At 68.0% G+C, this 19,221-nt stretch carries 13 protein-coding genes; 10 read left to right on the forward strand and 3 right to left on the reverse strand.

Features of this window, described 5'->3' with window-relative positions; genetic code table 11:
* Positions 1-338: 338 nt before the first annotated feature.
* Complete coding sequence (locus JYK17_RS02625) at positions 339-4,142, reverse strand: GH92 family glycosyl hydrolase (protein ID WP_222809667.1); 3,804 nt, start codon at positions 4,140-4,142, stop codon at positions 339-341.
* A 367-nt stretch (positions 4,143-4,509) separates the two neighbouring features.
* Here JYK17_RS02625 and ngcE point away from each other — a divergent pair, with 367 nt between their 5' ends.
* The 9 genes from ngcE to JYK17_RS02670 all read left to right on the forward strand — a co-directional run bounded on the left by ngcE (position 4,510) and on the right by JYK17_RS02670 (position 16,514).
* On the forward strand, positions 4,510-5,964 hold the full coding sequence (gene ngcE / locus JYK17_RS02630; protein WP_108007028.1) for an N-acetylglucosamine/diacetylchitobiose ABC transporter substrate-binding protein: 1,455 nt from the start codon (positions 4,510-4,512) through the stop codon (positions 5,962-5,964).
* Between the two features lie 50 nt (positions 5,965-6,014).
* Positions 6,015-6,941: a carbohydrate ABC transporter permease gene (locus JYK17_RS02635; protein WP_108007026.1), complete on the forward strand. Its 927-nt coding sequence runs from the start codon at positions 6,015-6,017 to the stop codon at positions 6,939-6,941.
* Positions 6,942-6,945: 4 nt separating this feature from the next.
* On the forward strand, positions 6,946-7,869 hold the full coding sequence (locus tag JYK17_RS02640) for a carbohydrate ABC transporter permease (protein ID WP_108007024.1): 924 nt from the start codon (positions 6,946-6,948) through the stop codon (positions 7,867-7,869).
* Between the two features lie 180 nt (positions 7,870-8,049).
* On the forward strand, positions 8,050-9,249 hold the full coding sequence (locus JYK17_RS02645; RefSeq protein ID WP_108007022.1) for an ROK family transcriptional regulator: 1,200 nt from the start codon (positions 8,050-8,052) through the stop codon (positions 9,247-9,249).
* A 133-nt stretch (positions 9,250-9,382) separates the two neighbouring features.
* Entirely contained in the window at positions 9,383-10,483 is a 1,101-nt protein-coding gene (locus JYK17_RS02650; protein WP_164932359.1) for a sugar ABC transporter substrate-binding protein, read from the forward strand.
* Positions 10,484-10,664: 181 nt separating this feature from the next.
* Positions 10,665-11,456 (forward strand): ATP-binding cassette domain-containing protein, encoded by a 792-nt coding sequence (locus JYK17_RS02655; protein WP_164932143.1) that lies wholly within the window; start codon positions 10,665-10,667, stop codon positions 11,454-11,456.
* Positions 11,453-12,745, forward strand: coding sequence for a sugar ABC transporter permease (locus JYK17_RS02660; RefSeq protein WP_108007016.1), 1,293 nt, complete (start codon positions 11,453-11,455; stop codon positions 12,743-12,745). The genes JYK17_RS02655 and JYK17_RS02660 overlap by 4 nt, the downstream gene beginning before the upstream one ends.
* Before the next feature lie 178 nt (positions 12,746-12,923).
* Complete coding sequence (gene dxs / locus JYK17_RS02665; RefSeq protein WP_108007014.1) at positions 12,924-14,849, forward strand: 1-deoxy-D-xylulose-5-phosphate synthase; 1,926 nt, start codon at positions 12,924-12,926, stop codon at positions 14,847-14,849.
* A 165-nt stretch (positions 14,850-15,014) separates the two neighbouring features.
* Positions 15,015-16,514, forward strand: a complete 1,500-nt coding sequence (locus JYK17_RS02670; RefSeq protein WP_128801677.1) for an amino acid permease — start codon at positions 15,015-15,017, stop codon at positions 16,512-16,514.
* An 86-nt stretch (positions 16,515-16,600) separates the two neighbouring features.
* Here the strand turns inward: JYK17_RS02670 and JYK17_RS02675 are convergent, their stop codons facing one another.
* A complete protein-coding gene (locus JYK17_RS02675) occupies positions 16,601-16,987 on the reverse strand; it encodes a PIN domain-containing protein (protein WP_108007010.1) in 387 nt (128 codons plus the stop codon).
* A 3-nt stretch (positions 16,988-16,990) separates the two neighbouring features.
* Positions 16,991-17,929 carry an NAD(P)-dependent oxidoreductase gene (locus JYK17_RS02680; protein ID WP_222809668.1) on the reverse strand — a complete coding sequence of 313 codons (939 nt, stop codon included), beginning with the start codon at positions 17,927-17,929 and terminating at the stop codon, positions 16,991-16,993.
* Positions 17,930-18,090: 161 nt separating this feature from the next.
* On the opposite strand from JYK17_RS02680, the gene JYK17_RS02685 reads away from it, so the two are divergent.
* Positions 18,091-19,107 (forward strand): PLL family lectin, encoded by a 1,017-nt coding sequence (locus JYK17_RS02685; protein WP_222809669.1) that lies wholly within the window; start codon positions 18,091-18,093, stop codon positions 19,105-19,107.
* Positions 19,108-19,221: the final 114 nt, after the last annotated feature.

Consider the following 19,221-nt stretch of genomic DNA (forward strand, 5'->3'; position numbering starts at 1 on the left):
GCGCCCCCGGTTCACCGGGGGCGCGGCCCTCGTCGTGTCAGTGCCGTGAGATCAGAATCCGAGCGTGATGGGGCTCCGCTCAGGGCGGACCCGGTGGGGTGTGTCGGGCCACCGGGTCCGCGAGCCGGGCAGGCCGGGGGAGTACCTGGTCCGGATGGTGCTGGTCTCATGGCGACGCTGCGCTGTGCGACAACGTTGTCCAGCATTTTGCGAACAACCTTACTACTTGAACGGACAACGACGTCAAGCCAGTTGACGCCCGGGCCCGACCACAGAGAAAGACCACAGAGAAAGAGGGCCGCGTCGCATGCGACGCGGCCCCCTCACTGTTCAGCCGCTCACGCGAGCAGTTCGATCTCCGAGACCACCGCCTCGCCGTCGAGCACCAGGCGGTACTTGCCGTACGTACCGGGGGACTTCACGGAGAACGCGCGGGTCTGCTTGTCCCAGCGGAAGGACTCCCCGGACCGCTTGTCCAGCGTCTTCCACGTGGTCCCGTCGTCGGAGCCCTGGAGCGTCCAGCCGGTCGGTGCCTTGGTGTGGTCGCCGGACGACGTCAGCGTGTACTGCAGGCCCTTGACCGCACCGGAGACCGGCAGGTCCACGGACGTGACCGTCGCGTCGGTCGCCGAGGTGTTGTCGAACAGCGCCCCGTCGCCCTTGAGCACGTCCGCCCGCGGCGTCGGCACCTTGTCGTCCTTGGTGATCGACACGGGCGCCGCGTCCTTGCCGCTGCCCCACTTGGAGGGCTTCGAGCCCATGTCGAAGTCCAGGACCCCGCCCTTCTTGAGCAGTGAGTCCGGCAGCGAAGTCTTCGACCACGTACGGCCGTTGACCTTCAGCCCCTGCACGTACACGTTCTTCGTGCTGTTCTTCGGCGCCCGGACGACCAGGTCGTGGCCGTTCTCCAGGTGCACCGTCGCCTTCTTGAACAGCGGGGAGCCGATGGCGTACTCGCCGCTGCCCATCACCAGCGGGTAGAAGCCGAGCGAGGAGAAGAGGTACCAGGCCGACTGCTCGCCATTGTCCTCGTCGCCGTGGTAGCCCTGCCCGATCTCGCTGCCGGTGTAGAGGCGGGAGAGCACCTCGCGGACGTTCTTCTGCGCCTTCCAGGGCTCGCCGGCCGCGTCGTACATGTAGTTGACGTGGTGGGCGACCTGGTTGGAGTGCCCGTACTGGCCCATCCGGACGTCCCGCGCCTCGGTCATCTCGTGGATGACACCGCCGTAGGAACCGACGTTGTCGGGCGAGGCCGTCTCGGGTGTCGAGAAGTACTCGTCCAGCTTGTCCCCGAGGGCCTTCTGTCCGCCGTACAGGTTGGCCAGGCCTCGGCTGTCCTGCGGGGCGGTGAAGGCGTAGCCCCAGCCGTCGGTCTCCGTGTAGTCGTAACCCCACACCTTCGGGTCGTACTTCGCGGAGTCCAGGCGCCAGTTGCCCTTGGCGTCCTTCCCCTGGAAGAAGCCCGCCTTGGAGTCGAAGAGGTTGACGTAGTCCTGGGCGCGGTTGAGGAAGTAGTCCGACTCCTCCTTGTAGCGCTTCTCGCCGGTCTTCTTGTAGAGCGCCTTGCCCATCTCGGCGATGCCGTAGTCGTTGACGTAGCCCTCCATCGCCCACGAGAAGCCCTCACCGGTGTCGGTGCTCGTGTAGCCGAGGAACGGCGAGGTGGTCATGCCCTTGCGGCCCACGCCGGAGGACGGCGGGACGACGGTGGCGTTCTTCACGGCCGCGTCGTACGCCGACTTGGCGTCGAACTTCACGCCCTTGACGTACGCGTCCGCGAACGCCACGTCCGAGGAGGTGCCGGTCATCAGGTCCGCGTAGCCGGGGGAGGACCAGCGCGAGGTCCAGCCGCCGTCCTTGTACTGCTGCACGAACCCGTCGACCATCTCGCCCGCCTGAGAGGGCGTCAGGAAGGAGTACGCCGGCCACGTGGTCCGATAGGTGTCCCAGAACCCGTTGTTGACGTACACCTTGCCGTCGACGATCTTCGCGCCGGTGTGCGTCGGGGTGTCCGGGTTCGGCATCGGCGAGAAGGGCGAGGCGTACTGGTACTTCGAACCCACCTTCTCGAAGCCGGAGTTGGGGTACAGGTACAGCCGGTACATGCTGGAGTACAGCGTGGTCAGCTGGTCCGGCGTCGCGCCCTGGACCTCGACCTTGCCGAGCAGCTTGTCCCAGGTGTGCTGGGCCTGCTTCTTGACCGCGTCGAAGGACCTGCCGTCCGGAATCTCCTGACGCAGGTTGTCCTTCGCCTGGTCGACGCTGATCAGCGAGGTGGCCAGGCGCAGGGTGACGGTGTGGTCGGAGCCCGCGTCGAACCGCATGTAGCCCTTGACCCCGCTCGACGACGCGTCCGTCACCTTCTTGTCGAAGACGCCGTAGACGAAGAGCCGGGTGGCGCCCGTCGACAGTCCGGACTTCACGTCCGAGTAACCGGTGACGATGCCGTTGTCCTTGTCGAGGGTGAGCCCGGCCTGCTCGGTGACGTTGTCGAAGACCACGCTCGCGTCATCGCCCGGGTAGGTGAAGCGCAGCGAGGCGGCATGGTCGGTCGGGGCCATCTCGGCCTTCAGGCCGTTCTCGAACCGCACCCCGTAGTAGTACGGCCGCGCGGTCTCGTTCTCGTGCCGGAACGCCAGCTCACGGGCCTCGCGGCCGGTGTCGGGGGTGCCGGAGGCCACCGACGGCATCAGCTGGAAGGTCTGCCGGTCACCCATCCAGGGGCTGGGCTCGTGGCTCGCGCTGAACGACTGGATCGTCGGCAGGTTGTCGTCGTTGTTCGCCCGCGCGTAGTCGTACAGCCAGCTCAGCGACGACGAGTTGGTCACCGGCGTCCAGAAGTTGAACCCGTGCGGAGTGGCCGTCGCGGGGAAGTTGTTGCCGCGCGAGAAGCTGCCGCTGGAGTTGGTGCCGCGGGTGGTCAGCACGTAGTCCGACAGATGCGCCTTCGGCTTCTCGGGCGCCACGGACTTGAGCGCGATGTCGTCCAGCCAGCCGCGGAACTTCGCCGGGCCCTTGGGGGAGTCGTACGCCACCAGGATCCGGTCGACGGTCTTGCCGGCCGCGACCGAGCCGATCCGCGAGGTGACGTTGTTCCACTGGTTGACGTAGAGGATCTTGGCGGCACCCTGCGCCTGCGGCGTCAGCCCGAAACCGTGCTGATCGACCGCGTCGAGGTCGCTGAGATAGGTGCCGTCGGTGAAGGCCAGGTCGACGGAGACGTTCGTGGCGTCGTAGTCCAGGACCTTGTCCGCCATCTGCGGGAAGATCCGGTACGAGAGCTGGGTGTCGCGGCCGACGGCCACGTTCACGTCGAAGATCTTGTTGTACGAGTACGCCCGCCCGTCGGCGGTGTGCCGTCCGGCGTAACGCAGTGCCTTCTTTCCGGTGAAGCCCGCGGCCGCCTTCGCGGTCGGTGAGCCGCTCGGGCCGTGGTCGACCAGCGAGAGCATGTCCTGCGGGACCGGGTTGTCGCTGTCACCGGTGGAAAGCTGCAGGTCGGCGAGTTGCAGGATGTCCGCGGCGCCGTTGTTCCTCGTGATGTCGAGCCGGAAGTGCTGGTACTCGGCCGGCTCGGCGAGGTCGTACTTCTTGGTCTGGAAGCGCTCGCCGAAGGACTCCCCGGAGCGGGAGTCGAGGGTCTTCCAGTCCTTGCCGTCGGTGGAGCCCTGCAGGGTCCAGTCCTTCGGGTCGCGCTCGGCGAAGTCGTTGGCCGAGGTGAGCGCGTAGTTGGTGATCTTCAGCGGCTTGTCGAGGTCGAACTCCGCCCAGCCGGTCGCCTCGAAGGTCAGCCACTTGGTGGCCGACTCGCCGTCGACGAGGTTCTCCTTCACCTCGCCGCCGCCGGTGTTCTCACCGCTGGCCCTCACGTCGGTGACATGGTCGTTGACGTTTCCGGGGATGCCGCTGCTGTATCCCCCGTCCACGCCGGAGGCCCGCTTGGTCCCGTCCGGCCTGGTGTCGACCGTGTTGAGCCAGTCCGGCGCCGGATCGCCCGCCTCGAAAGAGGAGGCGAACGACCGGTCGGCGGCCGGTGCCTTCGCCGGAAGTGCGGTGGCCGCTCCCTGCGTGCCCACCGCCAAAGCAAAAGCGGCCGTCAGCACGACGGCCGGACCCCATCTGTGCCGAGTTCTGTGCCCCATGTGCCAGCACCCTCCCTGGGCTTGTGGACAACGTTGTCAACTTAGCCGCGCAGAGACCAGTAGTGGGTCAAGTGGTCAGTGATGTCAAGGGTGTTGCCTGCGGCATTCGGGGTTTATGTCGCGGATTTTTCCGGCAAGGTGGTCACAGGGGGCTCATATTTCCGCGAGGTCTCAACTCGGATAAGACCATCGGCCAACCTTGCATTCGATCTTGCTCCGTTGGCGGGAAGTGGACTATACCTGTCGGCGATTCACCCCATCCGTACTACACGATCCGCACTTCCTGCACGACCCTGCTTGACCTGACCGCGGTGCCGGGGAGGATCCGGTTCACCGCCTGAGTCCTGGAGAAGGCGAGGACTTGAGCATGGGATCCACTTCCGCCGAGAACAACGGCACGACGGGTGTCGGCCGCCGCGATCTGATCAAGCGGTCCGCCGCGCTCGGCCTGATCTCCGTACCCACGATGAGCTTTCTGTCGGCCTGTGCCAGTGGTGGCGGCGACGACAACGGCGACAAGGCCAAGGCGGGCAAGAAGACCGCCAAGAACCCGCTCGGCGTGAACGACACCGCGGGCATGGAGTTCGTCCTGTTCGACGGCGGCTTCGGCAAGGAGTACGCCCAGGACGCCGTCAAGATCTACGAGAAGAACTTCCCCAAGGTGAAGGTGAAGTTCTCCGCCACCCAGAAGATCCAGTCCACCCTGCAGCCCCGTTTCAACCAGGGCACCCCGCCGGACCTGATCGACAACTCCGGTGCCGAGCAGATGGACATGGGCGTCCTGGTCGGCAAGAAGCAGCTCTCCGACCTCACCCCGCTGCTGGACGCCGCGTCCTACGACGACCCGAACAAGAAGGTCCGCGACACGCTGCGCCCCGGCATCGTGGAGATGGGCCAGTTCGACGGCGACCCGGTCTGGATCATGTACTACGCCTACACGATCTACGGCGTCTGGTACTCGCAGAAGGCCCTCGACTCGCTCGACGCGGAGTACCCCAAGACCTGGGACGAGATGCTCGCCGTGTGCGAGAAGGCCAAGAAAAAGGGCATGGCCGGCTGGACGTACGCGGGCAAGTACCCGTACTACATCCCCTTCTCGCTCTACCCGATGATCGGCAAGGTCGGGGGCCGCGAGGTCCTGGACGCCATCGACAACCTGGAGCCGAACGCCTGGAAGCACCCGGCCGTCAAGGCCTGCTTCGAGGCCTATTACGAGCTCTACAAGAAGGGCTACATCCTCAAGGGCACGCCCGGCCTGGACCACATCCAGTCGCAGACCGCGTGGGCCAAGGGCAAGGCGCTGTTCATCCCGAACGGTTCCTGGGTGGAGAACGAGTCGGCGAACGTCATCCCCAAGGACTTCAACCTCGCCGTCTCCGCGCCGTCCGGCATCGACAGCTCCGACAAGCTGCCCTTCGGCACCATCTGGGCCTCCGGCGGTGAGCCCTTCATCGTCCCGGCCAAGGCGAAGAACCCCGAGGGCGGCATGGAGCAGCTGCGCATCATGCTCAGCGAGGCGTCCTCGAAGAACTTCACCACCAAGGTGAAGTCGCTGACCGCGTTCAACGGCGGCACGACCGGCATCACCCTGACCCCGGGCCTCAAGTCCGGTGTCGCGGCGCTGGACCTGGCCAAGGACAACGTCCTGAACCCGCGCATCCAGGACTGGTACGTGCAGCTGCAGAAGGAGCAGATCGGTGTCGGTGGCCTCGGCGAGATGATGGCCGGCCGCGCCACCCCGGCCGAGACCATCAAGAAGATCCAGGGCTTCGCCGACGCGGCCGCCAAGGACAGCTCGATCAAGCACTACAAGCACCAGTGAACGCCCGTCACCAGCGGCAGCACAGGCCCGGAAGATCGGGGTAGGCAGTAATGCAGCACGGCAAGTACCGGTTCATCGTGGGGTTCCTCGCGGTTCCCCTCGGGCTGTACGCGCTTTTCGTCGTCTGGCCGTTCATCCAGTCCATCTACTACTCGTTCACGGACTGGACGGGACTGAGCCCCGAATTCAAGATGGTCGGCTTCGACAACTATCAGCGGATGTTCCACGACGACATCTTCTGGAAGTCGCTCTGGCACAGCCTGCTGTTCGCGTTGGTGCTGCCGCTGGTGACGATCAGTCTGGCGCTGTTCTTCGCCTTCATGATCAATGTCGGCGGACGCAGAAGGAGGGGCGGCCCGGTGATCTCCGGTGTCCGGGGCTCCTCCTTCTACAAAATCGTCTATTTCTTCCCGCAGGTGCTCTCCATCGCGATCGTCGCCCTGCTGTTCGCTTTCGCGTACAACCCGGACAGCGGCGCGATCAACGCGTTTCTGCGGGGCATCGGGCTCGACAGCCTCCAGCCGCTGTGGCTGGGCGATCCGAGCCTGGCCCTGTGGTGCGTGATGGCGGTCCTCGTCTGGTCCTCGGTCGGCTTCTTCGTGGTCCTGTTCTCCGCCGGTATGGCCTCCATCCCGGCGGACCTGTACGAGGCCGCGCTGCTCGACGGCGCGAACCGCATCTCCACGTTCTTCCGCATCACCCTGCCGCTGCTGTGGGACACCGTGCAGTCCGGCTGGGTGTACATGGGCATCCTCGCCCTCGGTGCCGAGTCGTTCGCGGTCGTACAGATCATGACGACCGGACCCGGCGGTCCCGACTACTCGACCACCGTCATGGTCCTGTACGTGTACCAGAAGGCGTTCCGTGACGGACAGGCCGCCTACGCGACCACGATCGGCGTCGCCCTGCTCGTCGTCACGCTGGCCTTCGCGGCGATCGTGATGCGTTTCGGTCGGCGCGAGCGGCTGGAGTACTGATCAGATGAAGACGACCGAGACCCCCGCCCCCGTGCCCGCCGAGTCCGGCGCCACCGTCAGCAAGGTCGACACAGCGGCCCGCCCGCAGAAGAAGCCGAAGAAGGAGGGAGGCGTCCTGAACGCCTTCTCCCACGGTTTCCTCATCCTGTGGGCGTTCATGGTCGTGATGCCGCTGCTGTGGGCCGTGATGACGTCCTTCAAGGACGACAGCTCCATCTTCAGCTCGCCCTGGGCCCTGCCCGACAAGCTGCACTTCGACAACTGGGCGCGGGCCTGGACCGACGCCAACATGAGCGACTACTTCCTCAACACCATCCTGGTGGTGGGCGGTTCGCTCATCGGCACCCTGATCCTCGGCTCGATGGCGGCCTATGTCCTCGCCCGGTTCGACTTCCCGGGCAACAGGTTCATCTACTTCCTGTTCATCGGCGGCATGAGCTTCCCGATCATGCTGGCGCTGGTGCCGTTGTTCTACGTCGTGAACAACATGGGCCTCCTGAACACCATCCACGGCCTGATCCTGGTCTACATCGCCTACTCGCTGCCGTTCACGGTCTTCTTCCTGCACGCGTTCTTCCGAACGCTGCCGACCTCGGTCGCGGAGGCGGCCTTCGTCGACGGGGCCTCGCACAGCCGGACGTTCTTCCAGATCATGCTGCCCATGGCCAAGCCCGGCCTGATCAGCGTGGGGATCTTCAACTTCCTGGGCCAGTGGAACCAGTACATGCTGCCGACGGTGCTCAACACCGACCCGGACAAACGGGTGCTCACCCAGGGTCTGGTGCAGCTCGCCGCCAGTCAGGGCTACAAGGGCGACTGGTCGGGCCTGTTCGCCGGTCTGGTGATGGCGATGCTGCCGGTCCTTGCGGCGTACATCATCTTCCAGCGGCAGGTCGTCCAGGGGCTGACGGCGGGGGCGCTGAAGTAGCGAACCGAAGCCTTCGAGCGCGCCGTCCCCGACCGCGGGGGCGGCGCGCACATGTGTGTGCAAGAACCCGGATGCGGTTCAACCTCTTGACGGGAGGCGACCCGAACAGCTCAGCTTAGAGTTCACTAGTTGGACATAGTCGGGGCCTCATCGAAGCGGTCCCGCGCGCAGGAGGTCGTCGTGGAGACTCCGGGGTCGCAGTCGTCACTGCACCGAGCCAACCTGGAGCGGGTCGTACGTGCCGTGCGGCTGGCCGGGTCACTCACGCAGGCGGAGATCGCGCGGACCACGGGACTGTCGGCGGCGACGGTCTCCAACATCGTCCGCGAGCTCAAGGACGGCGGAACGGTCGAGGTCACGCCCACCTCGGCGGGCGGCCGCAGGGCCCGCAGCGTCTCGCTGAGCGGCGACGCCGGCATTGTCATCGGGGTGGACTTCGGACATACGCATCTACGGGTCGCGGTCGGCAACCTCGCCCACCAGGTGCTGGCCGAGGAGTCCGAGCCGCTGGACGTGGACGCGTCCTCGGCACAGGGCTTCGACCGGGCGGAGGAGCTGGTCAATCGCCTGATCGCAGCAACGGGCGTCGACCGGTCCAAGATCGCCGGAGTGGGCCTCGGCGTGCCCGGCCCGATCGACGTCGAGTCCGGCACCCTGGGCTCGACCGCGATCCTGCCCGGCTGGAGCGGCACCAGGCCCGCCGAGGAGCTGCGGGGGCGGCTCGGCGTGCCGGTGCACGTGGACAACGACGCCAACCTCGGCGCCCTCGGCGAGCTGGTCTGGGGCAGCGGGCGGGGGGTAAAGGACCTGGCGTACATCAAGGTCGCGAGCGGTGTCGGCGCCGGGCTGGTGATCAACGGGAAGATCTACCGGGGTCCCGGCGGCACCGCCGGCGAAATCGGACATATTACACTCGACGAATCAGGTCCCGTCTGCCGCTGCGGAAACCGCGGATGCCTGGAAACCTTTGCTGCGGCGCGCTATGTGCTTCCGTTGCTCCAGTCCAGCCACGGCACCGACCTCACGATGGAAGGCGTCGTACGGCTGGGCCGGGACGGAGACCCGGGCTGCCGTCGGGTGATCGCCGACGTCGGCCGCCACATCGGCAGTGGAGTCGCGAATCTCTGCAATCTGCTGAACCCGAGCCGTGTGGTCCTCGGCGGTGATCTCGCCGAGGCCGGTGAGCTGGTGCTCGGCCCGATAAGGGAGTCCGTCGGCCGCTACGCGATCCCCAGCGCAGGGCGCCAACTGTCCGTTCTCCCGGGGGCACTTGGGGGCCGTGCGGAGGTGCTCGGAGCGCTCGCTCTCGCGCTCAGCGAGATGGGCGATTCGACCCTTTTGGACGGCACGCTGACAGCAGTCACCCCTGCCTTCACTTAGAGAACGGATGGCACCGTTGCCATCTCGTTAAGGATTTACTTCTTGACGTCGCACCTGCGGCCGAGTTGACTTCCAGCCACCTCGGCCGCAGTGTCGCGGCCTCGTCAGGGAGGTTTCTGAAGTGAACACGCGTATGCGTCGTGCCGCGTTTGCCGTTGCCGCGGGTGCGATGGCTGTTTCCCTCGCCGCTTGTGGAAGCGCCAAGGAGTCCGGCGGTGGTTCGGACTCGTCGTCGTCCGCCAAGAAGGGCGACAACATCAAGGTCGGTCTGCTCCTGCCGGAGAACCAGACGGCCCGCTACGAGAAGTTCGACAAGCCCCTGATCGAGAAGAAGATCAAGGAGCTCACGAACAACAAGGCCCAGCTGGTCTACGCCAACGCCAAGCAGGACGCCAGCACGCAGAACCAGCAGGTCGACACGATGATCACCAACAAGGTGGACGTCCTCATCGTGGACGCGGTCGACTCCGCGGCGATCAAGAACTCGGTGCAGAAGGCCAAGGATGCCGGCATCCCGGTCGTCGCCTACGACCGTCTCGCGCAGGGCCCCATCGACGCGTACACCTCGTTCGACAACGAGACCGTCGGCAAGACCCAGGGCCAGGCCCTGCTGAAGGCCCTCGGCTCCAAGGCCAAGTCCGGCAAGATCGTCATGATGAACGGGTCCTCCACCGACCCGAACGCCGCCCAGTTCAAGAAGGGCGCCCTCGAGGTCCTCCAGGGCAAGGTGAACATCGGCAAGTCCTACGACACCAAGGACTGGAAGCCGGAGAACGCCAACGCCAACATGGAGGGCGCGATCTCGGCGATCGGCAAGAAGAACCTGATCGGCGTCTACTCCGCCAACGACGGCATGGCCGGCGGTATCATCACCGCCCTCAAGGCCGCCGGCATCACCAACATCCCGGTCACCGGCCAGGACGCGGAGCTCGCCGGTGTCCAGCGCATCGTCGCCGGCACCCAGTACATGAGCGTCTACAAGCCCTACGCGCCGGAGGCCAACGCCGCCGCCGAGATGGCCGTGGACCTCGCCCAGGGCAAGTCGCTCGACTCGGTCGCCAAGGACAAGGTCGACAGCCCGACCACCAAGCAGGTCCCCTCGGTCCTGGTCCCGGTCCAGTCGCTGACCAAGGACAACATCAAGGACACCGTCATCAAGGACGGCGTCTACACGGTCGCCGACATCTGCACGGCCCAGTACAAGGCCGCCTGCGACAAGATCGGTCTGAAGTAAGCAGCCGGGCGTCCTTTCCAGGCAGGGGAATTCGTCCTTGAATTCCCCTGCGGGACGCCCGCTCCGAAGGCTCCTCCGGCGCCCCGCGCATCAAACAGCCCCGCAAGCTCGTCGCGGGGCGCCGGACGGATCAACCCCCCTTTTTCTGCACAACCTCCCGCCGGGTCAGGCGGCGAAGGAGATGGTTCACGTGTCCGCTACGCCCGTGCTGGCGTTGCGCGGGGTCTCCAAGCGATTCGGTGCCGTCCAGGCGCTCACCGACGTAGAGCTTGAAGTCCACGCCGGTGAGGTGGTCGCCCTGGTCGGCGACAACGGCGCCGGAAAGTCCACGCTGGTCAAGACGATCGCCGGCGTGCATCCCATCGATGAGGGTTTCATCGAGTGGGAAGGCAGGTCGGTCAACATCAACCGGCCGCACGACGCCCAGCACCTGGGCATCGCGACGGTGTACCAGGACCTCGCGCTGTGCGACAACATCGATGTCGTCGGCAACCTGTACCTCGGTCGTGAGGTCCGCAAGTTCGGCATCCTCGACGAGGTCGAGATGGAGCGCCGCTCCCGCGAACTGCTGGACCAGCTGTCCATCCGCATTCCCAGCGTCCGCATCCCGATCGCCTCGCTCTCCGGCGGTCAGCGCCAGACCGTGGCCATCGCACGCTCCATGCTCGGCGAGCCCAAGCTGGTCATCCTCGACGAGCCCACCGCCGCCCTCGGCGTCGAGCAGACCGCCCAGGTCCTCGACCTGGTGGAGCGGCTGCGCGAGCGCAACCACGCCGTGATCCTCATCAGCCACAACATGGCTGACGTGAAGGCCGTCGCCGACAAGGTGGCGGTGCTGCGTCTGGGTCGCAACAACGGCGTCTTCGAGGTCAAGACGACCTCGCAGGAAGAGATCATCTCCGCCATCACCGGTGCCACGGAAAACGCCGTGACCCGTCGTGCGGCGCGCACCACTGGGGAGATCAAGAAGTGAGCATCGACAAGACCTCCACGCCTCCCGGCGACCACGTGGTGGAGAACCCCGAGGCCGCCACCGGTGCCGCGACCGTCGTCGACCCCCGGCTGCTGGTCCGCGAGCAGGGCTTCGCGGGCTACCTGAGCGAGTTCAAGCGCAAGATGAAGGCCGGCGACCTGGGTTCCATCCCGGTCGTCATCGGCCTGGCGATCATCTGGATCATCTTCCAGAGCCTGAACTCCAACTTCCTCACCGCGAACAACCTCTCCGACATCTCGATCGCGATGGTCGGCACGGGCATGATCGCCGTCGGCATCGTCTTCGTGCTGCTGCTCGGTGAGATCGACCTGTCGGTCGGTTCCGTCTCCGGTGTCGCGGGCGCCTCCTTCGCCGTGCTGAACATCAACCACGGCATGAACGAGGCGCTGGCCTTCGTGCTGGCGATCCTCACCGGAACCGTCGCCGGCGCGATCCACGGCTTCTTCTTCGCGAAGATCGGTGTGCCAGCGTTCGCGGTCACCCTGGCCGGCCTGCTGTTCTGGAACGGCTTCATGCTCCAGATCCTGGGCAGCAACGGCACGATCAACCTCAACAGCGACGGCATGGTCGCCAAGCTGACGACGTACTACTTCACGGACGTCGCCGCCGCGTACGCCCTCGCCATCGTGGTGACCGCGCTGTACTTCGTCACCTCCTTCCTCGGCAACCGCCGCCGCGAGGCCGCCGGTGTGCCCTCGCGGCCGCTGAGCGAGATCATCCTGCGCACGGTGCTGCTCGGGGTCCTCTCGATCGCGGTGGCCGTGGTCTACAACCAGTACAAGGGCCTGCCGCTGGCCGTCGTGATCTTCATCGGCGTCCTGCTGATCACGGACTTCGTGCTGCGCCGCACCCCGTACGGCCGCAAGATCTTCGCGCTCGGCGGCAGTGTCGAGGCCTCCCGGCGTGCCGGTATCAACGTGGAGATGATCCGGATCTCGGTCTTCGCGATCTCGGGCACCTTCGCCGCGATCGGCGGTCTGTTCATCGCCTCGAAGATCGCCTCCGCCAACCAGGGCGCCGGCGCCGGCGACCTGCTGATGAACGCGATCGCCGCCGCGGTCATCGGCGGTACGTCCCTGTTCGGTGGGCGTGGCCGCACCTGGAACGCGCTGCTCGGTGTGCTGGTCATCGTCTCGATCCAGTACGGCCTGGCCCTGGAGGGCATCGCCTCCCCGGTCCAGTACATGATCACCGGTGGTGTTCTGCTGGCGACCGTCGTCATCGACGCGGTCACCCGCAAGACGCAGAAGACCGCTGGGCGCGCCTAGCGCAAGGGTCGTATCTCGCCGTAGGGGCGCGGGTCGACTGCGCGTGCCGGTCCGTTGTGGCCGGTCGCGCAGTTCCCCGCGCCCCTTTGCAGTGCCCCTCGGCGTGCTCGCGGTGGGGGACATTAGACTCGGGCGAGCCCGGCGAAAGCTCGAACAGCTCTACTGCAAGGAGGCACGGGTGCCGCTGCTGACCCGCATCAGGGGACCGCGCGATCTGGACCGGCTCAGCCTGGAGGAGCTGGACCAGCTGGCGGAGGAGATCCGCAGCTTCCTCGTCGACGCGGTCTCCAAGACCGGCGGCCACCTCGGCCCGAACCTCGGTGTGGTGGAGCTGACCATCGCCCTGCACCGGGTCTTCGAGTCCCCCAAGGACCGGGTCCTGTGGGACACGGGCCACCAGTCCTACGTGCACAAGCTGCTCACCGGCCGCCAGGACTTCTCGAAGCTGAAGCAGAAGGGCGGCCTGTCCGGCTACCCCTCGCAGGCCGAGTCCGAGCACGACGTCATCGAGAACAGCCACGCCTCCACCGTCCTCGGCTGGGCCGACGGGCTCGCCAAGGCCAACCAGATCCTGGAGCGCGACGACCACGTGGTCGCCGTGATCGGTGACGGCGCCCTGACCGGCGGCATGGCCTGGGAGGCGCTGAACAACATCGCCGACGGCGACCGCCCCCTCGTCATCGTCGTCAACGACAACGAGCGGTCCTACGCACCGACCATCGGCGGCCTCGCCAACCACCTCGCGACCCTGCGCACCACCGACGGCTACGAGCGCTTCCTGGCCCGCGGCAAGGACCTCCTGGAGCGCACCCCCGTCGTCGGCAGGCCCCTCTACGAGACCCTGCACGGGGCCAAGAAGGGCCTGAAGGACTTCATCGCGCCCCAGGGCATGTTCGAGGACCTCGGGCTCAAGTACGTCGGCCCCATCGACGGCCACGACATCGAGGCCCTGGAGTCGGCCCTCACCCGCGCCAAGCGGTTCGGCGGGCCCGTCATCGTGCACTGCCTCACCGAGAAGGGCCGCGGCTACCAGCCCGCCCTGCAGGACGAGGCCGACCGCTTCCACGGCATCGGCCCCATCCACCCCGACACCGGCCTGCCCATCAAGGCAGCGGGCGCCGACTGGACCTCCGTCTTCGGCGACGAGATGGTCAAGCTCGGCAAGGAACGCAAGGACATCGTCGCGATCACCGCCGCGATGCTCCAGCCGGTCGGCCTGAAGAAGTTCGCGGACACCTTCCCGGAGCGGATCTACGACGTCGGCATCGCCGAGCAGCACGGCGCCGTGTCGGCCGCGGGCCTGGCCCAGGGCGGCCTGCACCCCGTCTTCGCCGTCTACGCCACCTTCCTCAACCGCGCCTTCGACCAGGTCCTGATGGACGTCGCCCTGCACAGGCGCGGCGTCACCTTCGTCCTGGACCGGGCCGGCATCACCGGCACCGACGGCGCCTCCCACAACGGCATGTGGGACATGTCGATCCTCCAGGTCGTCCCGGGCCTCAGGCTCGCCGCACCGCGCGACGCCGACCAGGTGCGCGCCCAGCTGCGCGAGGCCGTCGAGGTCGACGACGCCCCGACCGTGGTCCGCTTCTCCAAGGGCGCCGTCGGCCCCGCCGTACCCGCCGTGGGACGCGTGGGCGGCATGGACGTCCTGCGCGAGCCCGGCACCCGGACCCCGGACGTGCTGCTCGTCTCCGTCGGCGCGCTGGCCCCCATGTGCCTGGAGATCGCCACCCTGCTCGACAAGCAGGGCATCACCACCACCGTCGTCGACCCGCGCTGGGTCAAGCCCGTCGACGAGGCCATGGCGCCGCTCGCCGAGCGGCACCGCGTGGTCGTCACCGTCGAGGACAACTCCCGCGTGGGCGGCGTCGGTTCGGCCGTCGCGCAGGCCCTGCGCGACGCGGGCGTCGACGTCCCGCTGCGCGACTTCGGCATCCCGCCGCGCTTCCTCGACCACGCCTCCCGCGCCGAGGTCATGGCGGAGATCGGCCTCACCGCGCCCGACATCGCCCGCCAGGTCACCGGTCTGGTCTCCAAGCTGGACGGCCGCTTCGACCGTACGGCGAGCGGGGTGGACGCCGTGGAGCCCGCGCGCGACTAGAGAACCGACCGGAGAACAGCGCCCCCACGGGCCGGTTCCGCCACTCCTACAGGTGGCGGAACCGGCCCGTTTGCGTGAACCTGCCCTTGCCGGGGCATACGCACTCCCGGCCCTCTCGATCATGTTGAGCCATATCGAGGTCTCACAAACGTGGGAGGTAGGTACGTGAGCAGCACGCTCTTCAGGACGAAGAACATCGAACAGTCCATCCAGGACACCGAGGAACCGGAACACGCGCTCAGGAAGTCACTGTCGGCTCTCGACCTGACGGTGTTCGGCGTCGGTGTCATCATCGGCACCGGCATCTTCGTCCTGACCGGCACGGCGGCGAAGAACACCGCGGGCCCCGCGGTCTCACTCTCCTTCGTCGTCGCCGGAGTCGTCTGCGCGCTCGCCGCCCTGTGCTACGCCGAGTTCGCCTCCACGGTCCCGGTCGCGGGCTCCGCGTACACCTTCTCGTACGCCTCAATGGGCGAGTTCCCCGCCTGGATCATCGGCTGGGACCTGGTCCTGGAGCTGGCGCTCGGCACGGCGGTGGTGGCCGTCGGCTGGTCCGGCTACATCCACTCGCTGCTGGACAACGCCGGCTGGCATCTGCCCGAGGCGCTCAGCGGCCGGGACGGCGCCTCCGGGTTCGGCTTCGACATCCTCGCCGCGGCCCTCGTGCTGGTGCTGACCGCGATCCTCGTCCTCGGCATGAAGCTCTCCGCGCGGGTCACCTCGATCGTCGTCGCCATCAAGGTGGCCGTCGTCCTCGTCGTCATCATCGCGGGCGCCTTCTTCATCAAGGGCGACAACTACGACCCGTTCATCCCGAAGGAACAGGCCGTACCGGCGGGCGGCGATCTGAAGGCGCCACTGATCCAGCTGATGTTCGGCTGGGCGCCGTCCGACTTCGGTGTGATGGGCATCTTCACCGCCGCGTCCGTCGTCTTCTTCGCCTTCATCGGCTTCGACGTCGTGGCCACCGCCGCCGAGGAGACCCGCAACCCGCAGCGGGACGTGCCGCGCGGCATCCTCGGCTCCCTGATCATCTGCACCACGCTCTACGTCGCCGTGTCGATCGTGGTGACCGGCATGCAGAAGTACAGCAAGCTCTCCGTGGACGCGCCGCTCGCCGACGCGTTCAAGGCCACCGGGCACCCGTGGTTCGCCGGTCTGATCAGCTTCGGCGCCGCCGTCGGCCTGACCACGGTGTGCATGATCCTGCTCCTCGGCCAGTCCCGGGTGTTCTTCGCGATGAGCCGCGACGGGCTGCTGCCGCGGTTCTTCTCGCACACGCACCCCAGGTTCCGCACCCCGTACCGGCCGACGATCCTCCTCGGCGTCATCATCGCGATCGTCGCCGGCTTCACCAGCCTCAGCGAGCTCGCCGAACTGGTGAACATCGGCACGCTCTTCGCCTTCATCATCGTCGCGATCAGCGTGATCATCCTGCGCAGGAGCCGCCCCGACCTGGAGCGTTCCTTCCGCACCCCGCTGGTGCCCTTCCTGCCGATCGTGTCGGTGCTGGCCTCGCTGTGGCTGATGCTGAACCTGCCCGCCGAGACCTGGCTGCGGTTCGCCATCTGGATGGTGATCGGCCTCGTCGTGTACTTCTTCTACAGCCGCTCCCACAGCCGGCTCGCCCGGTCCGGAGAAGGGGCTGTGACGAGCAGTCAGTAGACGTCGTCTTCAGATCCGCGGCCCCCGTGCGTCCCCTTTCGGAGAGGACGGACGGGGGCCGCGGGGCGTTCTCGTGAGTCGAGGCGCTACGACGGTCTGACGGTCCGTGGGCCCGCGACCTCGGCGCCCAGATCCTGTACGCGCCGCCGCAGTTCCCGGTCCGCCGTCACCACCAGGACGGGCCGCTCGCCCGCGCCCGCCACCAGCTCGACCATGCGGTCGTCCCCGCTGCCCGGGGCCGGCTCCACCCGTACGCCGGGCACGGACTCCACCCCGCGGGCGGCGCCCTCGACCACGAGGACGATCTCGACGGGCCCGTCGTGGCCCGGCAGGCCGTCGGCCGCCAGCCGGTCGCGCAGGCGTTCCGCGGCGCCCCTGCGGTCGCGCCACCAGCCGTCGGGGACCGACCCGACGACGTTCGCGGCGTCGACGATCAGCAGCAGCGGGGAGTCACCCCGGTCATCGGCCCCCATGAGTCAGCCGGCCCGCTTCCCGTCCTCGTTCTCTTTCGCGTTCTCGTTCCCTTTCTCGTTCTCCTTCTCGTCGAAGCTGGCGAAGTACGCCGCGGCCATGTCCTCGTCGGCGTGGCCCTGGGCGGCGGCCCGCTCCATGCGCTCCGCGCTCGCGGCGGCCACGTCCAGCCGTACCCCGTGCTGCCGGCCGGCCTCCACGATCAGCCGGGCGTCCTTGGCCGCGGTGTCCACCGCGAAGCTGGCCGGGGTGAGCCGGTCCTCCAGCACCAGGGCCGCCTTGGCCTTGAGGTAGCCCATGTCGAGCGGACCGCCGGCGATCAGGTCGAAGAAGCTGTCCGGGGCGACGTCGAGCGCCTTCGCCAGCGCCAGGACCTCGCCGGTCGCCGCGGTGGCCGCGAGCACCCAGCTGTTGGCCACCAGCTTCAGCCGGCTCGCGCTGCCCGCCGCGCCGTCCTCGCCCGTCCACACGGTGCGCGCGCCGACCGCGTCGAACAGCGGCTGCACGGTCTTGCGGCCCTCGACGGGCCCGGCGGCCAGCACGGTCAGCTGACCGGCCTCGGCGGGCTGGCGGGAGCCGAGCACGGGGGCGTCGTAGAAGACGAGTTCGTGCTCCCGGGCGAACGCGGCGAGGTCGCCGGTCGCCTCGATGCCCGCGGTGGTCGCCTGCACCCAGGCGGCGCCGGGGCGCAGCGCCGAGGCGGCCTCGCGCATGACGGCCAGGGCGGCGGGACCGTCGTAGAGCATCGTCAGGACGGCGTCGGCGCCCCGCACCGCCTCGGCGGGGGAGTCGCAGACGTGGATGCCGTCGGAGGTGAGCGGCTCGGCCTTGGCGCGGGTGCGGTTCCAGGCGCGGACGGTGTGGCCGGCGCGGGCGAGGTTGCGCGCCATCGCGGCGCCCATGATGCCCGTGCCCAGGACGCTCACGGTGAGCTGGTCGGTCATGAGGTCGGCTTCCTTACTCGTGCGGGGTTGCCCTTGTGCGGTGGTTGCTGGGTACAGCCTGCCCGCCGGGTGCCCCGTCGCGCGCACCGGACCCGTTCGGAGCCGTGCGTCACGCGGGGGCCGGGACGCGCCGGGCGCGCCGCCCCGCATAGAGTGAACCGGTGAACGGCGACTGGCTCATACGCGGCCGCGACGGCCGGCTCAGTGTCTATCTGCCGACGGACGACGCGGTCCTGTGCCGCGCGGAACGCGGACCCGGCAGCGCGTGGACACCCGCGCACCGGATCGGCGGCGACCAGAAGCTGCTCCCGTCCCCCGCCGTCGGCCAGGGGCGCAACGCCTACGCCCATCTGGTCTCCTGGCGGCCCACCGTCCCCGGCGAGGCCGGCCTGGTCCACTCCACCCACTTCCGGCCCCGGCTCGCCGCCCTCGACTGGAACCCGATCGGCCACCCCAACAAGAAGGGCGACCGGACCGGTACCCCGGCGGTCGCGGTCGACGCCGAGGGCCGCGCCCATGTCTTCGTCCGCAACGGGGGCGGCGGGGTGAGCATGCTCGGCCAGAAGGAGAAGGGCGGCTGGGGGCCCTGGCGCGACCTCAAGGGGCGTGAGGTGCAAGAGGAGTTGGCGGCCGTCACCGGCGAGTCCGGACGCGTCGAGCTGTACGCGGCCGTCCCCGGCGGCCTCGTGTACTGGCGGCAGGAGAAGGCGGGGGAACAGCCCGCGCTGGAGGAGGCACTGGAGGCCTCCGTCCGCCCGGGCACCCTGCGCGCCCTCGCCACCTCCCCGCAGAGCACCACCCTCTTCTACACCGACGACTCGGGCGACCTGTGCGCCTGGCGCCCCGGCGGCAAGGCGGTCACGCTGTTGCCGTCGGCCGGACCGGGCCCGGTCTCCGCGGTGCGCTGCGAACTCGACGGCCACGACTGCACGTTGCTCGCCCAGCGCTCGGCGAGCGGGCGCGTCGCCTTCGCCGCGTACCCCACCGAGCAGGAGTCGGCGGGCGCCTGGTGGACCGAGTCGGGCCCCGCGCTCCCCTCGGACGCCACGGTCTCCCTCGCGACCGACGAGGACGGCCGCGTGGTGGCGGCGACGCTGTCACCGTCGACGGGACAGCTGTTCCTCACCCGGCGCAAGGACGAGCCGGGGCTGGCGTTGGAGGCCTGGCGGGAGGTGTGAGGGGCGGCGGCCTCCACGCCTTGGTCACACGGTGTTCGCAGAACGTTCGACCTATGATGGGGCGCGCCCGGCTTCCCCGTGCAACAGGTGTCCGGGAAACGGCAGGTCAGCCAC

Source organism: Streptomyces plumbidurans (assembly GCF_019857225.1).
GTDB lineage: Bacteria > Actinomycetota > Actinomycetes > Streptomycetales > Streptomycetaceae > Streptomyces > Streptomyces plumbidurans.

Coding starts and splice junctions, on each gene's coding strand:
- JYK17_RS02625 (WP_222809667.1), bottom strand. CDS start 4,142: ATGGGGCACAGAACTCGGCACAGATGGGGTCCGGCCGTCGTGCTGACG.
- ngcE (WP_108007028.1), top strand. CDS start 4,510: ATGGGATCCACTTCCGCCGAGAACAACGGCACGACGGGTGTCGGCCGC.
- JYK17_RS02635 (WP_108007026.1), top strand. CDS start 6,015: ATGCAGCACGGCAAGTACCGGTTCATCGTGGGGTTCCTCGCGGTTCCC.
- JYK17_RS02640 (WP_108007024.1), top strand. CDS start 6,946: ATGAAGACGACCGAGACCCCCGCCCCCGTGCCCGCCGAGTCCGGCGCC.
- JYK17_RS02650 (WP_164932359.1), top strand. CDS start 9,383: ATGCGTCGTGCCGCGTTTGCCGTTGCCGCGGGTGCGATGGCTGTTTCC.
- JYK17_RS02655 (WP_164932143.1), top strand. CDS start 10,665: ATGGTTCACGTGTCCGCTACGCCCGTGCTGGCGTTGCGCGGGGTCTCC.
- JYK17_RS02675 (WP_108007010.1), bottom strand. CDS start 16,987: ATGGGGGCCGATGACCGGGGTGACTCCCCGCTGCTGCTGATCGTCGAC.
- JYK17_RS02680 (WP_222809668.1), bottom strand. CDS start 17,929: ATGACCGACCAGCTCACCGTGAGCGTCCTGGGCACGGGCATCATGGGC.